This window comes from Rhodopirellula baltica SH 1, assembly GCF_000196115.1.
Classification (GTDB): domain Bacteria; phylum Planctomycetota; class Planctomycetia; order Pirellulales; family Pirellulaceae; genus Rhodopirellula; species Rhodopirellula baltica.
Window position 1 is genome coordinate 4495497 of record NC_005027.1, and the last position, 26488, is coordinate 4521984.

Sequence of the window (26488 nt, forward strand, 5' to 3'; positions counted from 1 at the left end):
TTGCGAGGAAGAGCATTTTCCTGACGAACAAAATCAACATCCAATGCACGTTGTTTGATTCAAAAAGCAAGCCGTCCGAGACGGCTGCGACGGTGCGTCGTCCGGTTTGGACTCACCAAGACTTTTCAGGCGGAGGTTACTTCGGAACGATACCGAAATCCACCGACCGCTGCGGCGTCTTCACTGCCGGCGTCTTGACTGCCGACGTTGACTTGCGTTGCATCGGGCTGAAGAGGAGCACCAACGAAGATGACGCTTTGTTCTCTACAGAGCAGTCGCGATGCTCAATCCAAAATTGGCGATCGCAGAAAATCCCGCACCAGCCCGAAAATTGGGACCGGTGAGAGATCAATCGGAGCATTGAAGACGCGAGAGCAATTGAATAGGCTTCGATTCGCAGGTCAGCCAAGTTACACTGAAGGCTCCACGCGACGGCCGTTGCCCCCCTCCGCTGGCCAGTTAGCAGGGAGCTCTGAAAGCCAGTCGCTCACATGCGAGACGATGCCCCGTAATCGCATTGCGAATGACGATTCGCCTCGGATGGAGCGACTGGCAATCAAACGTTAGCTGCCGTCAGGATTCCTGATGCGCAAAGTTGGCGCAAACGGCTTCGTTTTTAACAAGAAAAATAGGTTTTGGAATGGCTCAGGCCAACGCTCAACTCAAGCAAGCTCGCCAAAGTTTAGGGTTGTCCCAGTTGCAGCTTGCGATGCGGGCAGGTGTCTCATCTCGGACCGTCCAATTCGCCGAATCCGGTCAGAACGTTTCGATCGGTACGATGCGGCGCATCGCCGGTGCATTGGGAATGCAAGCGGACCAATTGGTCCGAATCGATCCCGGCACGGGCCAAGATGGTTTCGCGGAACTCCCTTGGTCCGTCGCAGACAAGTTCCGAAGCAATCGCGGCTTCGACGAAGGCAGCATGTGCCGTAACGAAGCCGACGTCATTGAGGTTGTCCGACAACTGCGAGAGAACTTCAGCGTTCAGATTCAAAAATGGGGCACGTCCCACGACCAGCAACAAGCGTTGCAGAAGAACTCAGCGATCGATGAGGTCTACTTTCGGTACGAACAACGGTACGTCGATCTATGGCGCAGAAACCCAGAGTGCATTCGCTTGGACCGCTTCGAAGACACTGTCGGTGGAGTCAGCATTGTGCTGCCGCTGACGGCCGAGTCCTTCCATGCATTCCGCGATGGAAAATTGGCCTGGCTCGATATCTCTGCTGACGACTTAGCGGATCAATCCCAGTACTTGCTTCTCGATTCGGTCACCGAATTCACCAAGCAGTGTCGCCGCCCATGGTACCAAGTCACCAAATCGCTCAGCCTCATCACGTTCAACCAAGTCGCATCATTGGCGCAGTCACCCAATCAATCCGACTTCGAGATGGTTTCGTTTTCGGCCAGTCCGTTGAACGAACGCAGATTGGGTACGATCGGCTTCATCCCAGAACCAACCAAAGAACCCGAATTCAGTTACCCGATCTACTGGTTCGGAGAAGACCCACGAATACTGGCCAAAGAAGAATACTCCAACTGGGCCACATTCAAGCACTTCGCGATGTTGATCAAATCCGTCGACAAGGCTGGCCTTCGCCGTCGAATGATTCGAAACCTACTGTCGATGGTCAAGCGACTGCAGCGGCCCGCCGAGCGATCGATTTCGCGTCAAGCTGCTTGAACGCTGCCGGATTCCACTTTGGCTTTTCCATCCAAGACATGCCATCGTCTGACATGAAGTCAAAGTGTTCAACCGGCAAACAGGCAACTCCACGCGGCAACGAAGCCATCGCCGGTAAGCTCAAACAATTAATCGAAACCTCAGCGTTCGTGGTTCGTCCGCGACGCTGCTGCAACGCAATGGCACCGTCACGATCGCTCAAATAGCCGGTGCAATTCCACCAGTCATTCGGTTGCCATTTCTCGAGCCATCGAAGAGCACCGTCACCATACAACGATGGGTTGCCGTGGATTCGATAGCCACTGCCGCATGATTCGATGCGATCCTGGTTGGCCGTTCTGATCCCTTGGAACCGAACGTGTTTGTTCAATGAACAACCATCTTCAAATGAATCCAATTCCAATCGTGGATCGATCAATTGATAGATGGGATGAGAATCGGAACCACGATGCATCGACGCCATCAGCGTGTGATCCAGCTCAGCGACCCCGTAAGCCTGCAAGACCGTGAGCCGGCAACCACGATTTGCCAACCAAGCTTCGACACTTCTTTCCAAAGAAGCCGGCAAGGGGTAGCCGCCTGTTGCCCAGAGCAACTCGGTTGGCCAATCCATTTGAGTTTCCATGGCCTGCAATAATAAGTCAGCTCCCGCCAAAGGCTGAGCGATGAACACCACCCGCCGATTCTCTGCCGCCGCCAAACGCAAAGCACGAATGCAGGTTGGTGGATGCAGATAAGTGATGACACGAGTCATCGCTTCCATGCCACCCAACGCCGCCGGATAAGCATCCACCACCAATGACTGAGACGGATCGACAAAAAATGGTTGAAGGTCCGGGAAGATGGTCGCCAGACGTTTCATTTTGTCCGTCGGTTTCTGGCTGTCGATGACGCGAAACTTAAAGGGGTCCAACGAGGTGGAACCAGCTGAATAGGAAAGGATTTTGCCGTTCATGCTACCGCCGCCAATCCAAGTGAGCCGACCCGTGGTCGCGAGCCTGTTTCGCCAAACGAACCGCAACACATCTCAACGAGTGCCGGCTGATCGGATTGTTTGGCAAGCTCTGCAAACATGTCCTGGCAATACGAACGCCCCCTCGCATCCGCCGCCATCAGCAACACGATGCTCTGCGTTTTCAATTCTGGATGGATAAAATCAAAGCCCGGCAGGTAAGTGAATCCCATCCGCCGATAGAAAGCTTTCATACGAACATCAGCGTTCGCAATTGAGATCCGCTTCCCGTTGGCCAACTGATGCGCCCATGAACCTCGCACCAGCGTTCGAAGCGCCGCAATGGGAGTGCTCGGCCCACGACGAATCCGCAATTTGCAAGAAGCAAATAATTCGTCGCCATGCTGGTCCAACAAGACCGTTGGGTAATGGTCTTCGCAATCCAACCGGCCATTTGCGGCGGCCAACATCGTCAATGTGCCAAGCGGCTGACCTTGCCACTTCAAGATGTAATGGTTGCTGTATTCGTCGTAGTGGTAGAGGGTTTGCTCGGATCCATCACGACGAATTTCTTGAACCACATCGAACAGCGGATCGGCCGTTCCAAAACAATGCAACACATCCATGTGTCGGTTCCAAATTATTCAGGAGAGTTGCAGACTCCTCCCCTCAGCCGAAGGAAGTTCAACAACTTGTGTCAGTAGCACCCCTCGGAAGCATTCAGCAATGTGAAAATTAGAAAGTCTTGATTTGCGCATGCGGTCGAACGCAAAAGCATATCGAATCAGTGATCGCCATAAAGCTCGCCGATTGCGTGATTCGACAATCGAAATGCTCATTTGTTTTCGATTCATCACATCAAATTGACGGGATCGATATCGACGAGGAACTCGATTTCTTCTTTCGGATCGACTTTAAAATCTGCCAACCCTCGCCGGATGACTTCGCCGACAACCGCCGCTTCGGTGGCTTGCAACAACAAGTGGAATCGATACTTGCCACTGATTTTGACGATCGGTGGTGGTGCCGGTCCAAGAATGCGGACCTCTGCCTTGAGTAGATCGCGTGCTTTCTCCAAGCGGTCGACAATCGCATCGGCCACCGATTCAGTTTTGTCTTCCAGGGGACCGCGAATGATGATCCGAGCCACACTGCCCAGCGGCGGGTAGTTGAACTTCTTGCGGTTGACCATTTCGTCTTCGACGAACTTCAAATAGTCGTGCCTCGCCGCGGCTTGAATCGCGGGGTGCTCCGGTGTGAACGTTTGCACGATCACTCGGCCACCGCGATCGCCGCGTCCGGTTCGACCAGCGACCTGGGTCACCAACTGGAACGTTCGTTCGGCAGCGCGAAAGTCAGGGAAGTGCAACGCCGAGTCCGCGTTGATCACGCCGACCAACAACACGTTGGGAAAGTCCAACCCTTTCGCGATCATCTGCGTGCCAAGCAACACATCGATCTCGCCCGCACGGAACTCCGACAGCACCCGTTGGTGGCTGCCGGCACGCTTCATCGTGTCACTGTCCATTCGAGCGATGCGAGCATCCGGGAAGCGTGCCTTCGCTTCCATCTCCAAACGCTGCGTGCCAAGGCCTCCATAACGCATCCCATCGAACCGGCACGCGGGACACCAAGGCGGCGTCGGGATCGTGTAATCGCAGTAATGGCACATCGCCTTGCCGCCATCGCGGTGGTGAGTCAGCGGCATGTCACAATCCGGGCAAGCGCACACGGTGCCGCATGCGGGACACTGGATCGTCGTCGCGTAACCACGACGGTTGAGCAACAGAATCGCTTGCCCTTTTTCTTTCAGCGTTTCCAGCACCGCAGCGTGCAACGGTCGGCTGATCGCGCCGCCTTTGCCGCGTTCTTCCTTGACTCGCAAGTCCACCAGTTGGACATCGGGCATCGGGCGATTGCCGACGCGCTCCGACATCGTGACCAGTTCCGCATGCCCGGTTTGCGTCGCATGCCAAGCTTCCATCGACGGCGTCGCCGAACCCAACACCAACGGAATGCCAAGCGCCATCGCGCGAGCATGGGCCACCTTGCGAGCGTGATAACGAGGCTGCTTGTCCTGCTTGAATGAGGTGTCGTGTTCCTCGTCGATCACGATCAGCCCCAGGTTTGGCAGCGGTGCAAACACGGCACTGCGTGGCCCGATGACAACTTGGACCTCACCCCGACGAATCCGCTGCCAGTGAAAGTGACGCTCCGACGCGGACATTTGGCTGTGCAACACCGCGACGTTCTGGAAACGATCTTCGAATCGTCCACGGGTCTGTGGTGTGAGGCTGATCTCGGGCACCAACACGATCGCCGATCCGGCTTGTTTGACGACGTGTTCAATCGCCTGGATGTAGACCTCCGTTTTGCCACTGCCGGTCACGCCGTGCAGCAACAACGTCCTGCCGCGTCCGCTGTCGACGGCCGAATTGATACGAGACAACGCGTTCTCTTGTTGCGCCGTCAAGTCATGCGTTTTTCTGGTTTCGCCATCGTTGGCCTGAGCCCGAATGCGGATGTTTTGACTGAGTTCTCGTCGGACCTCTGGCACCAACAACTCTTTCTTCCGCAACCGCCGAATCGGGTCTTCGGTGCACTCGGCCATGATCGCGATTTCCGCCGCGGTCATCGGTCGATCTTGAGCGATCAAGAACCGCATCGCCGACTGTTGCTTGGATGGCAACTTGGCAATTTGCTCTTCGGTCAGCCCCGGTGCCGGTCGGAAGTAAGTCGTTTTCCGCGTGCCCGCGTTGTCGCGAACGCTGGCGGGGATCAGCGTGTCAAAGACTTGGCCAGCGGGGACTTGGTAGTAATGAGCGATGAACATCACCAACCGAACCAGGGCCGCATCGCACAGCGGTTCGTCATCGATGACCTCGGACACGTCCCGAAGTTTTTTCTGCGCCGCGTTGCCGGTTTTGATCGACACGCACCAACCGGGGGTCGGCTTTTTACGATGCCCCAGCGGCACACCCACACGCATCCCGGGACGCAGGACATCCAGCAAGTCATCCGGGATTCGGTAGTCGTAAGGCCCGTGCGGCGATCGAGCGAACACGATCGACGCAAGCTGAACGTCTTCGCCAACCGTCAACTCCCACGGGGGAGGATCGGTTTCAAACAATTCGTTCTGGGTCGGTTCGGACGAGGACGAGTCAGCGGGCACGGGTGCGGCGGCAAAAGGAGGAAAGTTCAGAGTCGGATCGCCCAGATTGGACAACGATGAATCAGACAACATAACGTGTGAGCTCCTTTTCTTCCCGGCGGGCGCAAGATAACCCATCCATCATCGCCCACCCCGTGACACGTCTGGTCACACGCCTTAACTGCCCTGCCCTGCCCCGCCCCGAATCGCCTTCTCTTTCTCGGAGCTTCCACCCCGAGCTACTGACGCAGACTCCTCCGGAGCCACTCGTACCAATCCGCCTCGGTCGGGGTCGTCGTCTCGGAAGCCACCGCGGAGCGGCAAAAGACGGTAACCGGGGGTCGCGAAACGCACACCCGGAACGAAGACGACCTCACCAAACTGCCCCCCACAGGGTCAAAGAACCTGGGCGTGGAAACACGTTGACCCTCGTTGTGTACGACAATTCGAGTACGACAATTCGCATGGCACAAAACCACGACCTCCAATCGGGGCAGCTCCACCATGCCATCCGAATTCCATCGAGCCATTACACTGGCTCTCTGAAAGCCATGCGTTGACAGAACATCGCCCCAGCCCAATGCATCCACGGAGCCGCTCAGTGCCCACGATTCTGAGAAACATTCTGGCAGTCGTCGCAGGTCTCTTCCTCGGCAGCGTGCTCAACATGGCGATTGTCACCATCGGTCCGATCCTGATTCCGCTCCCCGACGGCGTGGACATGTCGGACATGGACCAATTCGCCGAGAACCTCAAACTTCTCAAACCAGCCAACTTCTTCGCACCTTGGCTGGCTCACGCGTTCGGCACGCTCGTCGGCGCATTCGTTGCCGCCAAGATCGCTGCAAGTCACAAGATGAAGTTTGCACTTGGCATTGGCGTGTTCTTTCTACTGGGCGGCATCACGATGGCCATGACGTTCGGAGGCCCGCTCTGGTTCATCGTTCTGGACTTGGTCGGAGCGTACTTGCCAATGGGATACCTGGGTGGAACTCTCGCGAGAGCAACGCGACCGCAACCCACGTGACGTGAGATACATTTCGACGGCCCCATCCGGGGCGGCTGGATGGTTGTTGAATCGTCCTCTCGGGGCTTCGACCCCGAGCTATGAACGCAGGCTCCTCCGGAGCCATCCTGCTATTTAACCGTGTGGTTCGTGCCGTTCAGTTCATTCAGGGCGCGGTTGATCACGCGGACGGTGTACTTGCCATCGACGTAGAACTCTTGCCTTGGCTCGAGTGCATCTTGCATCGAATCGATGACCGGCAACGCTTTCTCATCAATCTCGTCCAGCACGATGGCGGCTTGCAGTCGCTCCCACTGGGCACCGTCCGCCAATGCCTCCGCCAGCACTGAAAGGGCCTTGCTCGTGGCTTCAGGATCACCGGAATGGCAAAGCGCCCGGGCCGCTGCGACTCGTACCGTCACGGATTCGTCGGCAAGCCGTTCTTGCAGATCCATCAAATACGGGAGCTTGTCGATCTCGCCGCGAGCGAAAACGTTGCCGATCCCAGTCGCGCCCCAATAACGCACCGCCGAATCGATGTCATCGAGTGCGGATCGCATTTCTGGCAACGCTCTAGGACCCTCGGATGCCGCGAGAGCTGCTGCGGCAACACGATTCGCAAGCTCACTGTCGTCCGATTGTCTCAGGACGGCATACTGACTTCCCAGTTCGCTGGCGCGTTCGGCGAGGATCGGCTCTGGGATGAGCCCCAAGTCCTTGGTGCGGGTCACCCACTGTTCGTGCGCCGCACGCATGCGATGGAGCACCTCCGTGTGGTCAGAAGACGACGCGAGATTATGGATCTCATGGGAATCATTCTCGAGGTCATAAAGTTCTTCGGTGGGTTTCGTTCCGCGGAAGAAAGGCATGGCTGCCTCTGGCAACGTCCCGGCCTGTTCCGCCTCGCGAATCGACCGCATCGTCTGCCCCTTTTCGGGCGTGTTCATGTATTGAAAGTAGGGCTTCAATGGTTCGTAGTTGCGGATGTACTTGTATCGTTGATCACGCACCATCCGAATGATGTCGTAACGTTCGTCCATCCGGTCGCGAGCACCGTACACGTAGTCCCGGTCGGCAGCCGCTAGCTTGCTCAAGGGACTGGTCAGAAATGGCTTGCCTTGCATGGGCTCTGGAACATCCAGCCCGGCCAGGTTCAAGACGGTGGGACCAAAGTCGATCGAGCTCACCAAGCGGTCATCGACGACCCCAGCGACGTTGTCAGTGGATCGGAACTGAGCCGGCATGCGGATGACCAACGGGATGTGCGTTCCCGAGTCGTAGAGCCAACGCTTCGCTCGCGGGAGCCCAACGCCATGGTCGGACCAAAAGAACACGATCGTGTCTTCGTCCAATCCGTCGGCATTGAGTTGGTCAAGCAACCCGCCCACCCAATGATCGAGCGCTGTGATCAGTTCGTAGTTGCGTTTCCAGTCTTCTCGAGCGGCCGGCGTGTCTGGATAGTACGGCGGGAACGTCGAGAGTTTGGAAGCGTCTTGCCGTTCACGTTCGGAGAGGCCTTTGGTCACGGACTTGTATTTCGCATCGTTCTCGATTCCGGACTCGTGGCAGCCCGTGAAGTTGAAGACAGAGAAAAAGGGCGTGTCCTGGTCCGGTCGATCCCGCCAGTGAGCCTTGCTGGATGATTGGTCCCATGAACCTTTCGGAGTCTCGAACTGATAATCCTGCTTGGAGTTGTTGGTGCAGAAGTATCCCGATTCACGCAAATACGTTGAGAACGGTCGAATGCTCTCTGGGAGTTTCGCTTGGCAACGCATGTGCTGCGTCCCCAAAGTCGTTTGGTACATCCCGGTGATGATCCCGCTGCGACACGGGGCACAAACACCGGCCGTGGTGAACGCGTTGGAGTATCGAATGCCTTCACTGGCGAGCTGATCGATGCGTGGCGTGATGGCGTGCGGATCACCATAGCAACCGATGTGAGGACTGATATCTTCTGCGGAGAGCCAAAGAATGTTGGGGCGGTCGCCGGCTTCAACCGTCTGGAACAAGGACATTGCCGTCAACAAGAGTGCGACCATCATCGGCACACGTGCGTCTTGGAATCGTCGAATGGCTGCCTGCCACATGGAGTTGGCTCTTTGTCTCGGAGGGAGGGAATGCGGGGTTCTGCATCGTAGCTACAGCAGCGCCCTCAAGCGAGCGAGTTGAAGCGGTCGAATCGCGAAGAATCATCCCGCGAAGGAAACGCTGACGAGGCTACGCAATCCAAGAACACTGACGACGACCACCGTGAGCACGCCGAGCGTGTTGGCGATCCAGTGGTTGCGGTGCTTGCCGAGCAGCGCCGCGTTGTTCATGACCGCGAGCAAGAAGATGGCTAACAGAGGCAACAACAATCCGTTCGCGATCTGAGCAAACGTGATGATGTCCGTGGGCTTTGAACCGCTGGCCGCGAACGAGGTGCCAAAAACAATCACGGTGGTAAAGACAGTCCGTAGCCGCCAATCCTTCAAGTCAATGGGCCAGCCAAAGCAACCGGCGGCGGCGTAAGCGGCGGCTAAAGGAGCGGTGATGGTGCTGGTCAATCCTGCAGCGAACAGCCCCACACCGAACAGCCATCGTGCATGGTTGCCAAGCAACGGTTCAAGCTGCCGAGCGGCATCGGCAAGGTTCGTGAATCCCGTGTTGCTCTGAAAGAAAGCGGCGGTCGCCGTTGCCATCACAGCCGCGGTCACCAACCCGCCCAACCCCACGCTAAGGATCGTGTCACCGCGGCTGTGCTGAATCGCGTCGCGGATGTTTTCGTCACTGACGGGTTCCTTCTTATCGCTCGACCATTTCTCAGCCGATGCGGTGGCGTGAAGGAACAAGTTGTACGGCACGACCGTCGTGCCGATGATCGCGAGGACTTCTTTCAATCCGCCATCGGGGATGGTCGGTTGGATCCATCCCAGCGCGATCGACCGCCAGTCGATTGGAACACTCAGCGCGGTCAACAAAAACACGCAGCTCATCGTCACCACCAACGCAACCAAAATCCGCTGAAGCGATCGGTAGTGACCGATCATCAGGATGCACCATGCTGTCAAGCCGATCACGATCGACACGAGAGTTTGATGCTGCATTCCCGTGGCGGCTGCAACGCCCACGGCGGCACCGGCGATATTGCCTGCTTGGTAGGCAGCGTTTCCGACGATGATCGCCGAGACGACCAAGACAATGGCCAATCCCCGAGCCAACGCGTTGGGGATGGTTGGACGAATCGCTTCTCCCAAACCGCGACCGGTGACGATTCCCAATCGCGACGCCATTTCTTGAAAGACGATCGTTGCGATCACAGAAAAACCAATGGCCCAAAGCAGCGTGTGACCAAAGTTGGCACCTGCGGTTGTGGCTTTGGTGACGGTGCCCGGACCGATGAACGCTGCCGTGACCAGCAGTCCGGGACCGAAACGACGAAAGAACTTGGGAAGCTTCATGCCCGCTAAGGTAGCGAATGACATCGACCCCGTCTCAATGAACTCGCATCACTCAAGCAGCGGTTACCCCGTGATGCCTTCGAGGTCTGAACTGGTTCATACTTCGGCCACCACAATCGCAAACAACGATGATTCCAACGCGAACCAACGCGTTTGGAATTTTTGCGCAGCCGCCCTGATTCTCCGACCGCCAATCACCCACCCAAGCGAAGTCCTCATGACCACTGGATTGAAACCCCTCACCGATGCGGAGGCTCGAGAGGTCGAGTTGGTTTTTCGGCTGACCAAATCGCATCTCGGGTTCGTCCCCAATTCGATGCGAACGATGGCTCGCCAACCCGCGATCCTGAGTAGCTTCACCTTGATGGTGGGCAATATTTTGGGTCAGCCGTCTGACGCGAAGTCGCCCATTTGGTTGGGCATTCGATTGGTGATCAAAAACGTGATTTGGTCGCTTCGGAACATGCGATCAAAAGATCGGTTGCCGCTGGCTCTCAAGAACCTGGTCGCCCATGTCACCAGCGGTGCTGCGGGTTGCCGGTATTGCCAGGCCCACACGATCGGCGAAGCACGCGATCAAGGCGTGCCGATCGAGAAACTGGAAGCCGTTTGGGAGTTTGATCGCAGCGACTTGTTCGACGAAGCCGAAAAGTCGGCGTTGCGGTTCGCTTTGGCGGCCGGTTCGCATCCCAACGGCGTCACCGCCGATCACTTTGCCGATCTTCGAAAGCACTACACCGAAGACCAGATTGTCGAACTTGGGGCAACAATCGCTTTGTTCGGTTTCCTGAATCGGTGGAACGACACTTTCGCCACGACGTTGGAACCCGAATCCGCCGCCTTTGCCAACCAGCATCTGTCGGCGTCTGGATGGGAAATCGGCAAGCACGGCTGAGAGCACGCCCTCGCACTTCGAACGCAGGCGAAACGATGGGAAGTGCTGATTCCATGGAACGAACCTCCAAAGCGGGGGCATGCGACTCGCCGCCATGGAAGCACTCAAGAGATTTTTGCCCCTTTCGTTTACACTACTTCAATCGCAAGGTCGTGATTGCGGCGATGCGTCCCCGACTCGCCGACTCCCTCCCCACCCAACCATTCGGATTTCTTGAATGCGTTCCCTCCTTGGCCTGCTACTGACCATCGCTTTCGCGGTCGGTTTTGTAGAAAGAGTTGTTTCGGCCGAACCGAGCGATACGGCTCAAATCACTGTTCCCGCGACCAATCGTCCACTCTCGTTCAATCGAGACATCCGACCGATTCTGACGGACCGCTGTTTCGCTTGTCACGGACTCGATGCAAACACGGTCGAAGCTGGGCTGCGATTGGACGTTCGCGAAGCGGCGTTGGAGGGTGGTGCGATTGTTCCCGGGGACGCGGAATCGAGCGAGATTTTTTTGCGGATCACGTCCGATGATGACGACCTCGTCATGCCTCCGTCGGAACTGCATAAACCCCTCAGCGACGCCGAGATCGACTTGGTACGTCGATGGATCCAAGAGGGGGCACCATACGAACCTCACTGGGCCTACACCCCTTTGCCCCGCAATGGGGTCCCGTCTTCCGTGAACACAACATGGGGAGAAAACTGGATCGATCAGTTTGTGGCACGCCGACTGCAAGACGCCTCGGTGACCCCATCGCCGCAAGCGGACCCGACCACATTGATTCGTCGGTTGTCATTTGATTTGACTGGCCTTCCACCGACCCCCGAAGAAGTGGAAGCGTTCAAGCAAGACAACAGCAACGAAAGCTATGAACGACTCATCGATCGCCTGCTATCGTCAAGTCGTTTTGGCGAACGCATGGCGATCTATTGGCTGGACTTGGTGCGATACGCCGACACGGTGGGATACCACGGCGATCAAAACGTTTCACATTCACCGTATCGTGACTACGTGATCGACGCGTTCAACAGCAACATGCCGTACGACCAGTTCGTTCGCGAGCAACTCGCCGGTGACCTGCTTCCTAATCCCACGATCGATCAATTGGTTGCCTCGGGATACAACCGTTTGAATCAAACAACGGAAGAGGGTGGCGCGCAACCCAAGGAATACCTTTCGATCTACTTTGCCGATCGTGTTCGAAACGTGTCCCAGGTTTTCATGGGGGCAACGGTTGGGTGCGCCCAGTGTCATGATCACAAGTATGACCCTTACACCGCAAAGGATTTCTATTCTCTCGGTGCGTTCTTCGCTGACATCGAAGAAAGGGGCAAGTATTCACAACGTGAACGGCCTCCACAGATCCCAGTTCCCAATGAAGAACAGCAGGCCCAACTCGATGCCTTGCGACTGAAAGTGGCGGAAGCCGAAGCCAATCTCGAATCGATCACCCAAAAGCAATTGGCGTTTCTGCCTGAATGGGAAGCTCAGGCGATTGAATCAATCAACCAATCCAAATTCCGAACCGAAGAACACACTTGGGTCGATGACCAATTGGCAGCAGGTGGATCCAAGTCGGGCGAATGGAATCATGTGACCGCCGATCAACATCCGGTGCACAGCGGAGAGACTTCGCGGCGACAGACCGGCAAGGGAGTTGTTCAGCACCTGTTCACTAACGCGAAAGAACCCATCGAAGTCAAAGCTGGCACGGAGTTGTTTGCGTGGGTCTACCTTGATCCTCAGTCACCACCCAAAACAATCATGTTGCAGTGGCACGGCGGACCAGATAATTCAAGCGGCTGGGACCACCGAGCATTCTGGGGAGACGACAAGGTTGGGTTTGGTGCCAAGCCTCAAAGCTGGCATGGACACAAACGCATGGGAGATTTGCCCGAGACTGGAAAATGGATCCGCCTGAGTGTGGCGGCCGACGACGTCGGATTTGCACCTGGCAAGACGGTTCATGGAATGGCGTTCACCCAGTTCGATGGCATCGTCCACTGGGACCAAGCGGGCTGGAATGAAACAGACGGTTTCCCCAGCGAAATCCGAGCTGCTCTGCTGGCTGATGTGAAAGCGCGGACGAAAAATCAGATCAAACAACTGCGCGACTACTTCGTCGAGCATGAACCGTTGATCACACAGCAAGCGAAAGAGTTGAAGCGGGCTCGAACACAGGTGTCTGAGTTTGAGAATTCCATTCCAACCATGGTCATCTCACGAGCCGTTGCGCCACGCGAGATACGAATCCTTGACCGCGGAAATTGGATGGATGAGTCAGGGGAAATCGTCCAGCCCGCCATCCCCGAATTCTTGGGCACACTCCAAACCAGCAATCGACGCGCCACCCGTTTGGACCTGGCCAACTGGCTTTGTGACAGCGAAAACGTTCTGACAGCTCGGACGATGGTGAACCGTCTTTGGTACTTGATGTTTGGACGAGGGATCTGCTCCAGCGTCGATGACCTGGGTGGACAGGGCACCTTCCCGAGTCACCCCGAATTGCTGGATCACTTGGCCGTGGAATTCATCGAATCCGGTTGGGACATTCAGCATCTTCTAAAACAAATCGCGATGAGCGCCACCTATCGTCAAGCCTCCAATGGTTCGCCCGAATTGAATGCACTTGATCCGTTCAACGAATTGTTCGCGCGGCAGGGGCGGTTTCGAGTCAGTGCCGAAATGGTTCGCGACACGGCGTTGATGATCAGCGGATTGCTGGTCGAGGAAATCGGTGGGCCGAGCGTGAAACCGTATCAGCCCGAGGGTTACTACAGTCAGCTGAACTTTCCGAGACGAAATTACGTCCCGGATCAAGGCGACAACCAATATCGACGCGGCGTTTACACGCACTGGCAACGGACTTTCCTGCATCCGATGCTGAAAGCCTTCGACGCACCCAGCCGCGAAGAATGCACCGCGATCCGGGCGCGATCCAACACCCCGTTGCAGGCCCTCACACTCCTGAATGATCCAACGTTCATCGAAGCGGCAACGATGTTCGCCAGCCGAATCATGCGTGAGGGTGGCACCACGGTCGATGAACGCATCGAGTGGGCGTATCGAACCGCGGTTTCGAGGCCGATCGATGCGGTCGTTGCGGAAGAGCTTCGCACCATCCAAACGGAACACCTCCGACACTACGCTCAAGAACCCGACTTGGCCAAGGCATTGGTTTCCGTCGGAGAACAGAGTTCGACGACCGCATTGGATCCGGCCGAATGGGCGGCCTGGACGAGCGTCGCTCGAGTCATCCTCAACCTTCACGAAACCATCAACCGGTATTGATTCACCATGGCAATTGTCTCCGCTATGACCAGTGACCATCTCGCCCGGCGAACGTTCTTGAAACGTGCCGGCGTTGGATCGGTTGCGCTGGCGTCGATGCTGAATGAACGCACGTCGCTGGCATCGGAAGGTATTCACCACCCACCTCGCATCAAACGCGTTATCCATCTCTGCATGGCGGGTGGCCCAAGCCACTTGGAGACGTTTGACTACAAGCCTGAACTGGCTCGTCTCGACGGTCAGCCGATGCCAGAGTCGCTGACCAAGGGCCAGCCGATTGCGCAGTTGCAGAACAAGGCCCTACGAGTCATGGGGCCTCAGCACGCGTTCGCGAAACACGGCAAGAGCGGTCTGGAGATTTCATCCGTGTTGCCGCATCTGTCCAAGATGGCGGATGACTTGTGTGTGGTGAAATCCATGCACACCGAGCAGATCAACCATGATCCGGCCCACACCTTTTTCAACACGGGCACCGCGATCAGTGGTCGACCGTCGATGGGGTCTTGGGTTTTGTATGGACTGGGCGCCGAAACACAGGACTTGCCTGGTTTCATCGTTTTGACCAGCGAAGGTGGTGGCCAAAGTCAACCGATCAGCTCCCGACAATGGCACTCAGGTTTTCTGCCCAGTCGCGTGCAAGGGGTTCAATTGCATGCGTCCGGAAATCCAGTCCACTACGTCGGCAATCCCGCAGGCGTCAATCACTCGCAACAGCGAGACATTGTCGATGCCGTCGCGCGGATCAACATGCACCGCAACGAAACATTGCAAGACCCGGAAATCGCAACACGCATCAGCGCGTATGAGATGGCTTTCCGAATGCAAACGTCGGTTCCTGAGTTGACCGACATGACCGATGAACCCGACCACATCGTAAAGATGTATGGCTGCACTCCTGGTGATGGAACCTTCGGCAGCAACTGCTTGATGGCGCGTCGTTTGGCTGAACGCGGCGTGCGTTTCATCCAGCTCTACCATCGCGGTTGGGATCACCACGGCGGTGTGAAGCGTGGCACCGAAAAGACGGGTTCACTCGTCGACCAAGGCTCCGCCGCGCTGATTCAAGACTTGAAACAGCGAGGCATGCTGGACGACACCCTGATCGTCTGGGGCGGTGAATTTGGTCGGACACCGATGGCCCAAGGCGATGGACGTGACCACCACATCAAGGGCTTCTCAATTTGTTTGGCCGGCGGCGGAATCAAGGGTGGGACCAGCTACGGCGCGACGGATGAGTTCGGCTACAACGCGGTGAAGGATCCTGTCCACGTCCGTGATTTCCACGCAACGATGTTGCACATGCTCGGGATCGACCACAACCGCTTCACGTACAAGTTCCAAGGCTTGGATTTCAAACTGACCGGCGTCGAAGAAGCCCATGTGGTCGACGGTATCCTGAGTTAGCCGCTACGGCGCCAAGATGAACTCAATGATCGAGTTTTCCGGACCAATGTCGACAGTGCGACTTTGTGGTGCGAGGTCGCCTGCTTGCACGTCGATGCGGACGGACTCAAAGGTCGGTAAAAGTGGCACCGAAGCAATCCCAGACTGATTCGTCGCTGATTTCCAAAAGCCGTTAACGCTTCCGGCAAGATCCGTTGCCGCGATGTCCGCCGACACAGGATCGCCGTTGGTATCCATGCACCGAACTGTCAGTGGCGTAACCGGCTGCAGCTCAAAAGTAACTTCGTTGTCCTCCGTTGACGCAGTGAGAGAACGAACCCATTGCTCCAAAGGAGGATTGGACGTGGGTTCGGCGGGATTCGCGTGGAGTCGATCGTAGGCCGTTTGGTACCCGAGGTATCGCCCCGCTGCAAACACTTTGACGTCTTCGATTGGAACGACCAGCTCGGCGTGACCTTCGTCGTCGGTCAGTGTGTGCGGAAAGTGGCCGTCTAAATCCTCAGGCCCACGAATTGGCCTTCGACGCTCGTCACACCAGTCGACGTACACGCTGGGAAGCGGCCGCTTCGTCTCAGCGTCCACGACCTTCACCTTCACAACCCGATAGTCGCGTGAGTCAACGGTGATGTCATCTTTGGATCGCCCTCGAACCCAATCAGATTGCATTCCCCATCGACGATCCGTCGCACCAAAAACTTCTGGAACCAATTGGAGGCGTTCCTCACGAAGGCCACCCAGTTGCTCAATGGTTTCGTTTGTTTGCATGACCACACCGTTTTCAACGAACGGATGCACCTCCCCAGACCCACGCGAATTCGACAGTGGAATCAATGGATCGCGTACTCCGGCGGGTGACGTTGCGATGCGAAGCATCGTGGTCGACTGGGACGCGAAGGAGAACAATTCATTTGTTGGAGAAAAACAATTGAAGACTGCCAAGCGATTGGGCGGCAAGCCACCGATCGTTACCTCGCCTGCTTCATTGGCTTGCATCAATCCGGGAAGCTCACTCCCCATCAAGTTCATGTCATAGAAATCCAATGAGTTGAAGCTTTGGCTCGTCTCACGTCCATCAACGAGCACCGCCAGATTCAATTGCATTGGGAGAGGTTGATTGTTGGCATCCACAAACCGTGCAGAGATAGTTTGGTAGGGTTCCAACAGAATCGTTTTGTCATCGAATTTCAAATCTCCGGGGGGATGCACACGTGTTCCAACACAGTGATCCGGAGATAGAATCAAGGTTTCCCAGGCGGTCGATTGATTCCATCCTCGCCATGGGGTTGGGATGGATCTCAAATCATACGCACCGTTCTGATCTGTCCACGAATAAGCGAACGTGGCTTGCTGATAGGATTGAAAACCTCTCATCCAAGTCGTGTTGGTCCGCTGACGCAACAGAACCAACGCGCCGGCCACCGGTGTTTGATCCTTCGCGAGCACTTGACCGCGAACATCAATCCGTTCGCCTCGATGAATTTTCTGTCGGCGTTCGATTTCATCTGCAAATGAATCAGAGAGGCGAATCCAGGGATGAGCCTGTCTGATCATAGCGATTCGTTGCGACCAATTTGGTTCTTCTGTTGGATCAGTCGCGAACGAAGGTGCGAATGAAAACAAAAGCAAGAGCGTTGCCGCCGAGATCGACCAACCGATGACTCGTCGACGAGGATTCGTGGGATTGCGACTCTTGTCCAAATCCAGGACTTCAAAAACACGCTCGCGAACACTGTGTTCCGAGACAGCGGCCGACAGGTGTGCGACGGTTGAATGAGCGGTCAAACCGCGTGCGATTCGAATCAAATTCTCGGCATAATTGTCCGCCGAAAAGCCCGCGTTCAAAACCGCATCGTCCGCAGCAAACTCGGCCGTCCGACGAAGTTGGCGACGAGCATGGTGTGCCAGCGGATGAAACCAATACAACACGACCAACAGATTGGCAAGGAATTGCCACCCCACATCATGTCGGAGCAAATGACAAAGCTCGTGCTGCAAGATGGCGGTTTGTTCATCGGACGACCAACGCTCAAAATCGTGCGGCAGCAAGATGGTTGGCTTCCAACACGGCACCACGCACGGAACCTCAACGTCTCGTGAATGAAAACATCGAGCCCGACTCAGCGTTGTCTTCATTGGCAAGCGAATCAATTGGAACATCGCCTTTGGATCAGGAACCTCCGTCGCTGCGCGGACCATGGACCATACCTTGACGTAGCCTATCAACATTCGGATCAACAGAGCACTGGCAATCGCGAACCAAACCCATCCCACAGCCATCACCAGATTCGAGATTGTTTCCGCGATCGCCCATGGCCTCACAAACATTTCGGGCGATGATTCCAACGCGGCTGAATTCAGCGCAGACACGGGCATGGACCGATCTTTTCCGACGAACGAACGGTCGACATTCGTGGAGTCTGAAACATCGCCACCAGCCATCGCTGTGCTGAATTCGGAATTGAGTCCGGTGGCAACTGACACGTCATCCGCACTGATCGCCGAGGGCAAATTTGTGCCCAAGCTCGATGGTGCGAATCCCCAAAGTGCCATCGAAGACGGTCGAAGCGTCAAAGCAATCGGCAGAATCAACATCAGAACGATGCCCATTCTCCAAAGATCATTGACGACGGTCGCCGAAAAATGCGATCGCTTCCGACCAGCGATCATTGCGGGGCTCATCACCACCAACGAAACGATACTGGAAATCACCAAAGCGGCCCAAATCAAGTTCAAGCTGTTCATGACGTTGGCCTTTTTGGTTTTGCCTGACTCTTCTTGGAAATTTGCGTTCGCGCACGCTGCACCTCTTCGATCATCTGGTCGACCTCGTCCTCGGTGAGCGGTCGCTCGCTCGCATCCAAAAACGCGGCCAGAGCTTCGGCGGGAGAACCTTGGAAGAAGTTCTGCAGGACCTGCTTGGCCATGGATCGTTTGGCAGCAACCTGTTTTTGCGTGCAGCGGTAAACCAGTCGCGGTCCGTCTTGTTCCGACAACAACCAGCCCTGGTCGACCAAACGATTCAGGATCGCTCGCACCGTCGAATAGCTCGGCGGATCTTCCAGACCATCACGGACGCTTGTCACGCTGGCGTTCCCCAACCGATGGACGGTCTCATAGATTTGTCGCTGACGTTTCCCAAGGCTTATCATCGTTGGATCGGGCATCGTGATTCTCTACAGGTGAATAGGCTGTCTCCGAGGCTTGGTGCTACATTTGTAGCACCATACATTTGAGAGTCAAGGACTTTCGGGGGACACATGCCGGCGATGGCGGATTTTGATCGTGCATTTCGGAGGTGCTGATGCTCGTGACAAACCGGTTCGGTTCCCGACGCTTGACCGTTTTCCACGAAGCAAAACCCAGGTCATACGCGACCATCGCAACACAGACTCAACGTCCAGGACGTTTGGAGTATTCGCGTCCGCAATGGATAATTCCCATTCGCGGGCGCCAGTCCTGTACACTAACCAGCCTTGTCTTGCATGCCATTCGGCGTGCCACGTTGCCGCCAACATGAAGTGGGTGCATGGTTCCCGATCAAATCCAAGGGGCCGCGAAAGGTTCGTTTCGCGGTCGACGCATTGGTTTGATGTTCACGAACATGGTTTGCATGCTCCTGGTTTGCATGCTTTTCGCTTCCCATCGAGCGTTTGCTCAAGACACTTCGAATGCTGATGGGCTGAAAGGTCTCGACCTGGACGGGCGGTTAATTCGGCTGGGCCAATCCAACGAGACCAAGGCCGTCGCGGTCGTCTTCTTGTCCACGCATTGTCCGATCAGCAACGGTTATCTGCCGTTGCTCAATGGCTACGCATCGGAATACGGGACACAAGGCATCGAATTGATAGGCGTGATTTCCGATCCGTCGGTGACACGTTCGGACGCGAAAAAGCACAGCGTTGATTATCGAGTTGAGTTCCCGGTGCTGTTTGACGGTTCGGGCGAATTGCGTTTGGCTCTCTCGCCAACCCATACGCCCCAAGCGATGTTGATTCGGCCGACCGGCGAGATGCTTTACAACGGTGCGATTGACGATCGGCATGTCCAAGTTGGTCGCAAGAAGGATCACGCCGCTAATTCCTATTTGCGAGATGCGATCCGCGCAGTCATCGCTCGACGCGCGGTGGATGTGCCGCGGACCAAACCCATCGGGTGTTTGCTGGAGGATCCACCAAACAAAGCGATCGAAGGCGAAGTGACCTTCGCACGCGATGTCGCGCCGGTCATTCAAGCAAACTGCGCGGGGTGTCATTGCCAAAACGGTTCGGCTCCGTTTCCGCTGTTGACTTACAACGACGTCAGTGGTCATGCCAACCAAATACTAGAGGTGACGCATTCGCGTTTCATGCCCCCATGGAAACCGGCCGCCGGATTCACGCGGTTCCAAGATGAACTGCGATTGACCAACCACGAGATGTCTTTGTTGAACGTTTGGGTTCGCGATGGCAAACCGGCGGGCGACCCGAAGGATCTTCCGGCCCCTTTGCCGCCATCAAATGGTTGGCCACTGGGTGAACCGGATATGATTTTGGAAATGAGCGAGACGTTCTCGATTCCATCCAGTGGTCCCGACGTTCGGCAGTACTTCGTCATCCCAACTGGTTTGAAAGAACATCGCTTGGTCAACGCGATCGACTTTCATCCGGGGACACCTCAATCTGTTCATCACGCCAGTTTCTTTTTGGACACCCAACGAAAGGGGCGGCGACTGGACCAATCGGATCCGGCGCCGGGCTACTCCAGCTTTGGCGGGCCGCGCTTTGAACCCGAAGGAACGCTGAGCAGTTGGTTCCCGGGAATGAGCCCGCGACCATTGCCCGAAGGAATGGGACGTTTGGTTCCCAAAGGCAGCGACATCGTGGCGGAAATTCACTACGTCACGACCGGCAAACCGCATCAAGACAAGTCAAAAATCGGCCTGTACTTTGCGCCGCCGTCGGCCAGAAAAATGGTCACCGAAATACAGGTTGGCAACAAACGAATTCGCATCCCGCCGGGGGCGGAGCATCACTTGCAACGCGCGACGTACACCTTGCCCGTCGACACCGTGTTGCTGGACACGGTGCCGCACATGCATCTCTTTGGCCGGGAAATGAAAGTTTGGTCGAAATCACCTGACGGCGAGACCAAGCCATTGTTGTGGATCAAAGATTGGGATTTCAATTGGCAAGGCAAGTACTCGTTTGCCGAACCTGTGCGATTGAAAAAGGGAACAATCATTCACGTGGATGCTTGGTATGACAATTCAGCGAACAACCCGTTGAACCCGAACTCGCCACCCAAACCGGTTTCGTGGGGCGCCGACTCAACCGACGAAATGTTGATCTGTCACTTCCAATGCACCTGCGAAACGATGGGGGAACTGAACGAGTTGATTCGGCACCAAAAGAAACACATCGCGGATCGACAATAATCGTCTCGGGGCTTCGTTGACGCATTGCGCGTGAGACAACCTGCCCGCTTCGCTTTTGCGAAGTTATGCTTGTCTCGATTCAAGCTAGAAACCTTCGAAGGCCGTTCCGTGTCAGCATCTGAAACCACCCCTCAATCGAATCACGGCATCGGAATTCTGGGTGGATCGTTCGACCCGGTTCATGTCGGGCATCTATGGATGGCCGAATCGGCTCTCGAACAATTGCCGATTGAACACGTGCGTTGGATCCCGGCGGCCACCAGCCCGCTCAAACCTCATGGCCCCGTGGCCAGCAACGAGCACCGTCTGCAAATGCTGCGGTTGGCACTCAGCGGACAATCCGGGCTTGTCATCGACGACTGGGAACTTCGGCAAGACAGCGTCAGCTACACCCTGCTGACGCTGGAATATCTGCAGGAACAGTTTCCTGACCGCCCGCTGTACCTGATCATCGGAGCCGATTCACTGGCCTCCTTCGACCGCTGGCGAGAACCCGAGCAAATTCTGAAACGGTGCCACCTGGCCGTGATCGCTCGCGGCGGGGACCCTCCGCCGGACTACTCGATCCTGGACGGAATGACCGACGAAACGCAGATCCAAAGGATTCGCGAGTCTCAGATCCAGATGCCCCAGATCGAAATCAGCAGCAGCGACCTTCGGAATCGCATCGCGACCGGACGGAGTATCCGATTCCGCGTGCCACACCCGGTCGCGACGTTGATCGACAATGAAAAGATGTACCGGGTACGATAGCAAAGTTGCCTGCGATTCCCCGCGTGTCGAAACTGAGATCTGCTATGTCGACCAATCCGATCCCACTGCTGTCCGAACAGGAATACCTTGACCAAGAACGAAAGGCTTCGTTCAAGAGCGAGTACTTCGGCGGCGAAACCTTTGCAATGGGCGGCGCGAAGCGAGCACACAACTTGATCGTGACAAACCTAATCCGGGTTCTAAGCAACGCGCTGCTCGATGGTCCCTGCGAAGTTTACCCCTGCGACATGCGGGTCCAGATTGAAGCCACTGGTTTGTACACCTACCCCGATGTGGTCGTGGCTTGCGACGAACCCAAATTTCGCGACGACCAACTGGACACCCTGCAAAATCCGACTTTGTTGATCGAAGTCGCTTCGGAAAGCACAGAGGCATACGACCGAGGCACCAAGTCGAGACACTACCGACGCATTCCATCTTTGAAAGGATACGTGCTCGTCGCGCAAGATCGACCAGCAGTTGAATCATTCACCCGTGGAGACGACCACACATGGACGCTTCGTGAAGCGGGGGGACTGGAGAACGAATTGCGGATCGACGCCTTGAAGCTGAACCTGTCGATGACAGAAGTTTATCACCGGGTCCAGTTCGATCGCCCCGATCCGTTGGTGAAATGACTCAGAGCTCAATGCGCCCCTCGCCAGCGAGTCTGCTCTGAACGGAGCATCCGGGTTCAGGTTCCGCATCCTGTGCGGACACTGATCGCCCAAGAAAAGCTTTATCGGGCAGAATAGGCAAAAGGGATTGCGTGGAAACGCCGATCTCGGCACACTGTGTGGCCCGCGATCGCGACCTTTTTGCGTTCACGGGACACCATTGGCGAGCCGGAGACGTTGGTTTTCCGGCCGAATCAGTCCATTCGCCTTCGATATTTTCGAAAAGCTTCATGCCTCCACGTCCAATGAGCACGCGTAGCCGTGCCCGCAAACGCTCCCGAGTCCGCAGCCGCACGCGTCGCAAGGACCCCATCTTCGTCGATGGCCATCGTCCACGTCCGATGTACGTTGACTACAAGGACCTCGAATTGCTGTCCAAGATGGTCAACCGTCAAGGACGCATCATGGGCCGTCGCAAAAGTGGTTGTACCGCTGCCAGCCAACACGCTGTCACGGCTGCGATCAAACGAGCCCGCTTCATGGCCTTGTTGCCATACGTCGGCGAATAAGCCAAATCGGCAAATCAGTGAACGATTCTGCCTCTGACGGAGCCCCCACCCAGCGGGCTCCGGTCTACCAGACCCAACGCCGCGTCGAGTTTCGAGACACCGATGCGGCTGGAATCGTCCACTTCTCGGCCTTCTTCCCGATGATGGAAGCGGCCGAGCATGAGTTCCTGAGATCGGTCGGCATCCCTGTGATGCCGCACCATGAATCCGAGGAACGCTTGACTTGGCCCCGAGTCGCCGCCAGTTCCGACTTTCATGGGCCCGCCCGATTCGAAGACATTTTGCAAATCGATTTGCACGTCGACCGAATCGGCCAGTCCAGCATCAGCTATCGCTTCGAACTGACCTGCGAAGGCCGCCGCATCGCCACCGGCAAAATCACCGCCGTGTGTTGCGACCTGAAAGCGGGCGGCAAACTGGTCAAAACCAACGTGCCCGATGACCTGCGTCAGCGATTGTCTGGCCCTCAAAACGACTGAACAAACACATGCCCGCAACTTTCGAAGGCTTCGGCCTGAAACTGCTGTACCCGGACAACTGGAAGCTGGTCGAACGAGCCGAAGACGAAGGCGACCAGGGAGCCACGTTCGATCTGCCCGGCGGCGGATTTGTGTCGCTGGAAACGTTGCCGATCACCCGAGAAGACGAAGTCGTCCTCGGTGAAATCGACCAAATGCTCCGAGGCCAATACGAAGACCTGGAACGTGACAACGTCACACTGCCGGGTGCCACGGAAGGCGAACGCGCCGTTGACCTCCGGTTCTACTACTTGGACCTCGTCGTGATGTCGCGCGTGGTGCTGCTGGACGCCCCTGCCCCGACTCGCGAACAAATGCCCATCGCGGGACGCATCTTGGCTCAACTCCAAGCCGAAATGTCGGATTTCGAAGCCGCCGAACAGGTCTTCAACGCGATCCTGCAACAGATTCGAATGGCCGAACTTCCCGAAGAAGCTTAATCGGCGAAGACGGAACGAAGGTGAACGCGACCGCGGCCAATCCAATCGCCGCAAATCGACTCAGACCAAGTCTTGCTTGCGTTTTTTGCGTCGGTTCTTCCCGCATTCGCGGCACACACCGCTGACCAGCATCCGGTGCCCAGAAACGCGAAAACCGTGTTTCGCGGCCGCTTCGTCTCGCGTCGCAATCAGTTCCTCGCTTCGGAACTCGATCAATTTGCGGCAACGGGTGCAGTACAGGTGATCGTGGGGCGGGTAGCCGTAATCCAGTTCGTAAACCGTGCGGCCATCGAGCTGAAAGCAATTCAGCAATCCAGCGTCCACAAACTCCCGCAGCGACCGATACACCGTCGCTGAACTGACGTAGTTGGGCTCGCCCTTGCGAGGCAACTTCTCGATCAGCTCATCGGCATCAAAGTGGGCGTGCTGAGAGAAGATCTTCTCAACGAGAAACTTACGAGGCTTCGTCTGCCGCTGGCCTTTGCTCTGCAAATACTCCTCAAAACGCTCCTGAGGGGTCAAAGCCACCTCGAGACGTTCGAGAGATTCGGGAACCGAAGACACGTCAGACAAAACGGACCGCTGAGAAAGAGAGAAGAAATGCTTGCAAGCCACTATAGCAGCCCCGTCCAGATTTGTCCCGAGCGGAGCCCTGCGAAACCGACGCAGAATCACCAGGACTCGCGAAAAACGCGGATCAACGGGGCCGATGTCTCGGTCTCCGTCCGCAGGACTGGGTGGATCACGCTGCAACGAGACAATCGACGGAAATCGTCATTTCCGCTCTCGACTTTTGGATTCGCGGTCGATATCTTCCGCAGCCGATTGAAAAACAGTGAGCGTGCAATCACATTTCAGTGATGCGAACCGACTCACTGCGGTTCAATCAGCACGACACCAGGTCTCGCCCATCACGGGCGCGGCGGAAGTGTGTTGGCAGGACGTTTCCTAGCGGAATCGCCCACTCCAAACGCACAACGTTGCCATACCGCAAGGTGCCGCAACCTCCATTGCGATCTCCCCAAGGTCAACACGTTATTGCGCCCAGGACGCGGCTCGATAACAGCGAAGAAGAAGTCGGCCAGGGTTCCATCGGAACCCTCAGACGAAGCCACCGGGCTTCGAAGTTTTGACTGTATTTCGTTTCTCAACTGACCTTGGTCCCCAATTGGAGGCACCCCAGCCGCATGATCGCATCGACCATTCTGCGCGCACCCAACGCCCGAACGGCTCAGCCGAACCTTTCCTTCGACCTCGCCAAAGAGCTCGCTGAAAAACACGGCACACCTTTGCTTGTCGTATCACGATCCAAAGCCATCGAAACCTACTGGGCGATGAAGAACGCCCTGCCAGGTGTTGATCTTTACTATGCGGCGAAAGCCAACCCGGACCTGCATTTCCTGTCGACGCTCAACGGCGAAAATGCATTCATCGACGTCTGCTCGCCTGGCGAATTGAAGGCAGCACTCGCCGCTGGTTTCACGCCAGACCGCATGCTGCACACGCACCCATGCAAGACCGATGCAAACCTTTGGGAATGCTATGAAGCCGGCGTGAACTGGTTCGTCTTCGATAACCCAATCGAAGCGGAAAAGATTCGCCGACTGACTCCCGATGTGAACTTGTTGTTGCGTTTGGCAACGACCGGAGCCTCCAGCCGAATCAACCTGTCGGCGAAGTTCGGTTGCCCCATGCACGAAGCGCTGGAACTATTGGCAACGGCAAAAGCCAAAGGCCTGAAAGTCCGCGGGTTCTCGTTCCATGTCGGCAGTCAGTGCCTCAACCCACAAGACTATGTCGAAGTGCTCCGCAGCGTTCGCGAAGTCTGGGACGAAGCCACCAAAGCCGGACACCACTTGGAAGTCCTCGACATCGGTGGCGGTTTCCCCGCTCCGTATCGCGAAGACGCGCCTTCAATCGAAGCCTTTGGCGAAGTCATCACCAACGGACTGCGAGAGATCTTCGGCGACTTGCCGATTCGTTTGATCGCCGAACCAGGCCGCGGGTTGTGCACCGAAAGCGTGACCCTGATCACTCGCGTGATCGGGAAGAGCCGTCGATGGGAATTGCCTTGGTTCTTCCTCGACGATGGCATCTACGGATCGTTCTCGGGCAAGATCTTCGACCACACGGACTTCCCGTTGCTGGTCGAAAACGATGGCTCACGAGAGACCGTTCCTTGCGTGGTCGCCGGTCCAACCTGCGACTCCACCGATATCGTTTCGCGTGATCAGTGGCTTCCTGATTTGGAAGTCGGTGAATTGGTCTTGGTTCCATCGATGGGTGCTTACGCTGCCGCCAGCGCATCGCCTTTCAATGGATTGCCGATGGCCAACAGCGTCGCAATCGACTGACGGACGACA

At 56.3% G+C, this 26488-nt stretch carries 20 protein-coding genes; 12 read left to right on the plus strand and 8 right to left on the minus strand.

Annotated elements, in window-relative coordinates:
• Positions 1 to 640 precede the first annotated feature (640 nt).
• Entirely contained in the window at positions 641 to 1684 is a 1044-nt protein-coding gene (locus tag RB_RS17210) for a helix-turn-helix domain-containing protein (protein ID WP_164922145.1), read from the plus strand.
• On the opposite strand, the gene RB_RS27895 is transcribed toward RB_RS17210, so the two are convergent.
• From RB_RS27895 to priA, 3 genes are all read right to left on the minus strand, one after another.
• Complete coding sequence (locus tag RB_RS27895; protein ID WP_193427740.1) at positions 1632 to 2639, minus strand: hypothetical protein; 1008 nt, start codon at positions 2637 to 2639, stop codon at positions 1632 to 1634. The two genes, RB_RS17210 and RB_RS27895, sit on opposite strands and share 53 nt — an antisense overlap.
• Positions 2636 to 3262, minus strand: coding sequence for a hypothetical protein (locus RB_RS17220; protein WP_007329482.1), 627 nt, complete (start codon positions 3260 to 3262; stop codon positions 2636 to 2638). Before RB_RS17220 ends, RB_RS27895 begins: the two co-directional genes overlap by 4 nt.
• 227 nt (positions 3263 to 3489) lie before the next feature.
• Positions 3490 to 5880, minus strand: coding sequence for a replication restart helicase PriA (priA, locus tag RB_RS17225; protein WP_164922147.1), 2391 nt, complete (start codon positions 5878 to 5880; stop codon positions 3490 to 3492).
• A 508-nt stretch (positions 5881 to 6388) separates the two neighbouring features.
• Between priA and RB_RS17230 the strand changes: the two genes are divergently transcribed.
• Positions 6389 to 6814 (plus strand): hypothetical protein, encoded by a 426-nt coding sequence (locus RB_RS17230; RefSeq protein WP_164922148.1) that lies wholly within the window; start codon positions 6389 to 6391, stop codon positions 6812 to 6814.
• A gap of 110 nt (positions 6815 to 6924) precedes the next feature.
• Here the strand turns inward: RB_RS17230 and RB_RS17235 are convergent, their stop codons facing one another.
• Positions 6925 to 8880, minus strand: a complete 1956-nt coding sequence (locus tag RB_RS17235) for a sulfatase-like hydrolase/transferase (RefSeq protein WP_011121854.1) — start codon at positions 8878 to 8880, stop codon at positions 6925 to 6927.
• 102 nt (positions 8881 to 8982) lie between these two features.
• On the minus strand, positions 8983 to 10233 hold the full coding sequence (locus tag RB_RS17240) for an Nramp family divalent metal transporter (RefSeq protein ID WP_164922917.1): 1251 nt from the start codon (positions 10231 to 10233) through the stop codon (positions 8983 to 8985).
• A gap of 217 nt (positions 10234 to 10450) precedes the next feature.
• Here RB_RS17240 and RB_RS17245 point away from each other — a divergent pair, with 217 nt between their 5' ends.
• The 3 genes from RB_RS17245 (at position 10451) to RB_RS17255 (ending at position 15815) form a co-directional block, all read left to right on the plus strand.
• A complete protein-coding gene (locus tag RB_RS17245; protein ID WP_231845728.1) occupies positions 10451 to 11128 on the plus strand; it encodes a carboxymuconolactone decarboxylase family protein in 678 nt (225 codons plus the stop codon).
• A 217-nt stretch (positions 11129 to 11345) separates the two neighbouring features.
• Entirely contained in the window at positions 11346 to 14411 is a 3066-nt protein-coding gene (locus RB_RS17250) for a PSD1 and planctomycete cytochrome C domain-containing protein (protein WP_011121858.1), read from the plus strand.
• A gap of 24 nt (positions 14412 to 14435) precedes the next feature.
• Positions 14436 to 15815 (plus strand): DUF1501 domain-containing protein, encoded by a 1380-nt coding sequence (locus tag RB_RS17255; protein ID WP_164922918.1) that lies wholly within the window; start codon positions 14436 to 14438, stop codon positions 15813 to 15815.
• A gap of 3 nt (positions 15816 to 15818) precedes the next feature.
• Here RB_RS17255 and RB_RS17260 read toward each other — a convergent pair whose 3' ends face one another.
• The gene (locus RB_RS17260; protein WP_164922149.1) at positions 15819 to 18557 is read right to left on the minus strand and encodes a M56 family metallopeptidase; all 2739 of its coding nucleotides are present in this window, start codon (positions 18555 to 18557) and stop codon (positions 15819 to 15821) included.
• On the minus strand, positions 18554 to 18979 hold the full coding sequence (locus RB_RS17265; protein ID WP_011121861.1) for a BlaI/MecI/CopY family transcriptional regulator: 426 nt from the start codon (positions 18977 to 18979) through the stop codon (positions 18554 to 18556). Before RB_RS17265 ends, RB_RS17260 begins: the two co-directional genes overlap by 4 nt.
• Positions 18980 to 19341: 362 nt before the next feature.
• Between RB_RS17265 and RB_RS17270 the strand changes: the two genes are divergently transcribed.
• From RB_RS17270 to RB_RS17295, 6 genes are all read left to right on the plus strand, one after another.
• A complete protein-coding gene (locus RB_RS17270; RefSeq protein ID WP_011121863.1) occupies positions 19342 to 21228 on the plus strand; it encodes a thioredoxin family protein in 1887 nt (628 codons plus the stop codon).
• Positions 21229 to 21297: 69 nt separating this feature from the next.
• Positions 21298 to 21981: a nicotinate (nicotinamide) nucleotide adenylyltransferase gene (gene nadD, locus RB_RS17275; RefSeq protein WP_164922150.1), complete on the plus strand. Its 684-nt coding sequence runs from the start codon at positions 21298 to 21300 to the stop codon at positions 21979 to 21981.
• A 44-nt stretch (positions 21982 to 22025) separates the two neighbouring features.
• A complete protein-coding gene (locus tag RB_RS17280; RefSeq protein ID WP_164922151.1) occupies positions 22026 to 22619 on the plus strand; it encodes a Uma2 family endonuclease in 594 nt (197 codons plus the stop codon).
• A 269-nt stretch (positions 22620 to 22888) separates the two neighbouring features.
• Positions 22889 to 23167 carry a 30S ribosomal protein S18 gene (gene rpsR / locus RB_RS28160; protein WP_231845729.1) on the plus strand — a complete coding sequence of 93 codons (279 nt, stop codon included), beginning with the start codon at positions 22889 to 22891 and terminating at the stop codon, positions 23165 to 23167.
• Positions 23168 to 23184: 17 nt separating this feature from the next.
• Complete coding sequence (locus RB_RS17290) at positions 23185 to 23646, plus strand: acyl-CoA thioesterase (protein ID WP_011121867.1); 462 nt, start codon at positions 23185 to 23187, stop codon at positions 23644 to 23646.
• An 8-nt stretch (positions 23647 to 23654) separates the two neighbouring features.
• The gene (locus RB_RS17295) at positions 23655 to 24125 is read left to right on the plus strand and encodes a hypothetical protein (protein ID WP_007329468.1); all 471 of its coding nucleotides are present in this window, start codon (positions 23655 to 23657) and stop codon (positions 24123 to 24125) included.
• Between the two features lie 60 nt (positions 24126 to 24185).
• On the opposite strand, the gene RB_RS17300 is transcribed toward RB_RS17295, so the two are convergent.
• Positions 24186 to 24740 carry a Fur family transcriptional regulator gene (locus RB_RS17300; RefSeq protein WP_011121869.1) on the minus strand — a complete coding sequence of 185 codons (555 nt, stop codon included), beginning with the start codon at positions 24738 to 24740 and terminating at the stop codon, positions 24186 to 24188.
• Between the two features lie 572 nt (positions 24741 to 25312).
• Here RB_RS17300 and RB_RS17305 point away from each other — a divergent pair.
• On the plus strand, positions 25313 to 26479 hold the full coding sequence (locus tag RB_RS17305) for a type III PLP-dependent enzyme (protein ID WP_007329265.1): 1167 nt from the start codon (positions 25313 to 25315) through the stop codon (positions 26477 to 26479).
• Positions 26480 to 26488: the final 9 nt, after the last annotated feature.

Coding starts and splice junctions, on each gene's coding strand:
- RB_RS17210 (WP_164922145.1), top strand. CDS start 641: ATGGCTCAGGCCAACGCTCAACTCAAGCAAGCTCGCCAAAGTTTAGGG.
- RB_RS27895 (WP_193427740.1), bottom strand. CDS start 2,639: ATGAACGGCAAAATCCTTTCCTATTCAGCTGGTTCCACCTCGTTGGAC.
- RB_RS17220 (WP_007329482.1), bottom strand. CDS start 3,262: ATGGATGTGTTGCATTGTTTTGGAACGGCCGATCCGCTGTTCGATGTG.
- priA (WP_164922147.1), bottom strand. CDS start 5,880: ATGTTGTCTGATTCATCGTTGTCCAATCTGGGCGATCCGACTCTGAAC.
- RB_RS17235 (WP_011121854.1), bottom strand. CDS start 8,880: ATGTGGCAGGCAGCCATTCGACGATTCCAAGACGCACGTGTGCCGATG.
- RB_RS17240 (WP_164922917.1), bottom strand. CDS start 10,233: ATGAAGCTTCCCAAGTTCTTTCGTCGTTTCGGTCCCGGACTGCTGGTC.
- RB_RS17245 (WP_231845728.1), top strand. CDS start 10,451: ATGACCACTGGATTGAAACCCCTCACCGATGCGGAGGCTCGAGAGGTC.
- RB_RS17250 (WP_011121858.1), top strand. CDS start 11,346: ATGCGTTCCCTCCTTGGCCTGCTACTGACCATCGCTTTCGCGGTCGGT.
- RB_RS17255 (WP_164922918.1), top strand. CDS start 14,436: ATGACCAGTGACCATCTCGCCCGGCGAACGTTCTTGAAACGTGCCGGC.
- RB_RS17260 (WP_164922149.1), bottom strand. CDS start 18,557: ATGAACAGCTTGAACTTGATTTGGGCCGCTTTGGTGATTTCCAGTATC.
- RB_RS17265 (WP_011121861.1), bottom strand. CDS start 18,979: ATGCCCGATCCAACGATGATAAGCCTTGGGAAACGTCAGCGACAAATC.
- RB_RS17270 (WP_011121863.1), top strand. CDS start 19,342: ATGGTTCCCGATCAAATCCAAGGGGCCGCGAAAGGTTCGTTTCGCGGT.
- RB_RS17280 (WP_164922151.1), top strand. CDS start 22,026: ATGTCGACCAATCCGATCCCACTGCTGTCCGAACAGGAATACCTTGAC.
- rpsR (WP_231845729.1), top strand. CDS start 22,889: ATGCCTCCACGTCCAATGAGCACGCGTAGCCGTGCCCGCAAACGCTCC.
- RB_RS17295 (WP_007329468.1), top strand. CDS start 23,655: ATGCCCGCAACTTTCGAAGGCTTCGGCCTGAAACTGCTGTACCCGGAC.
- RB_RS17305 (WP_007329265.1), top strand. CDS start 25,313: ATGATCGCATCGACCATTCTGCGCGCACCCAACGCCCGAACGGCTCAG.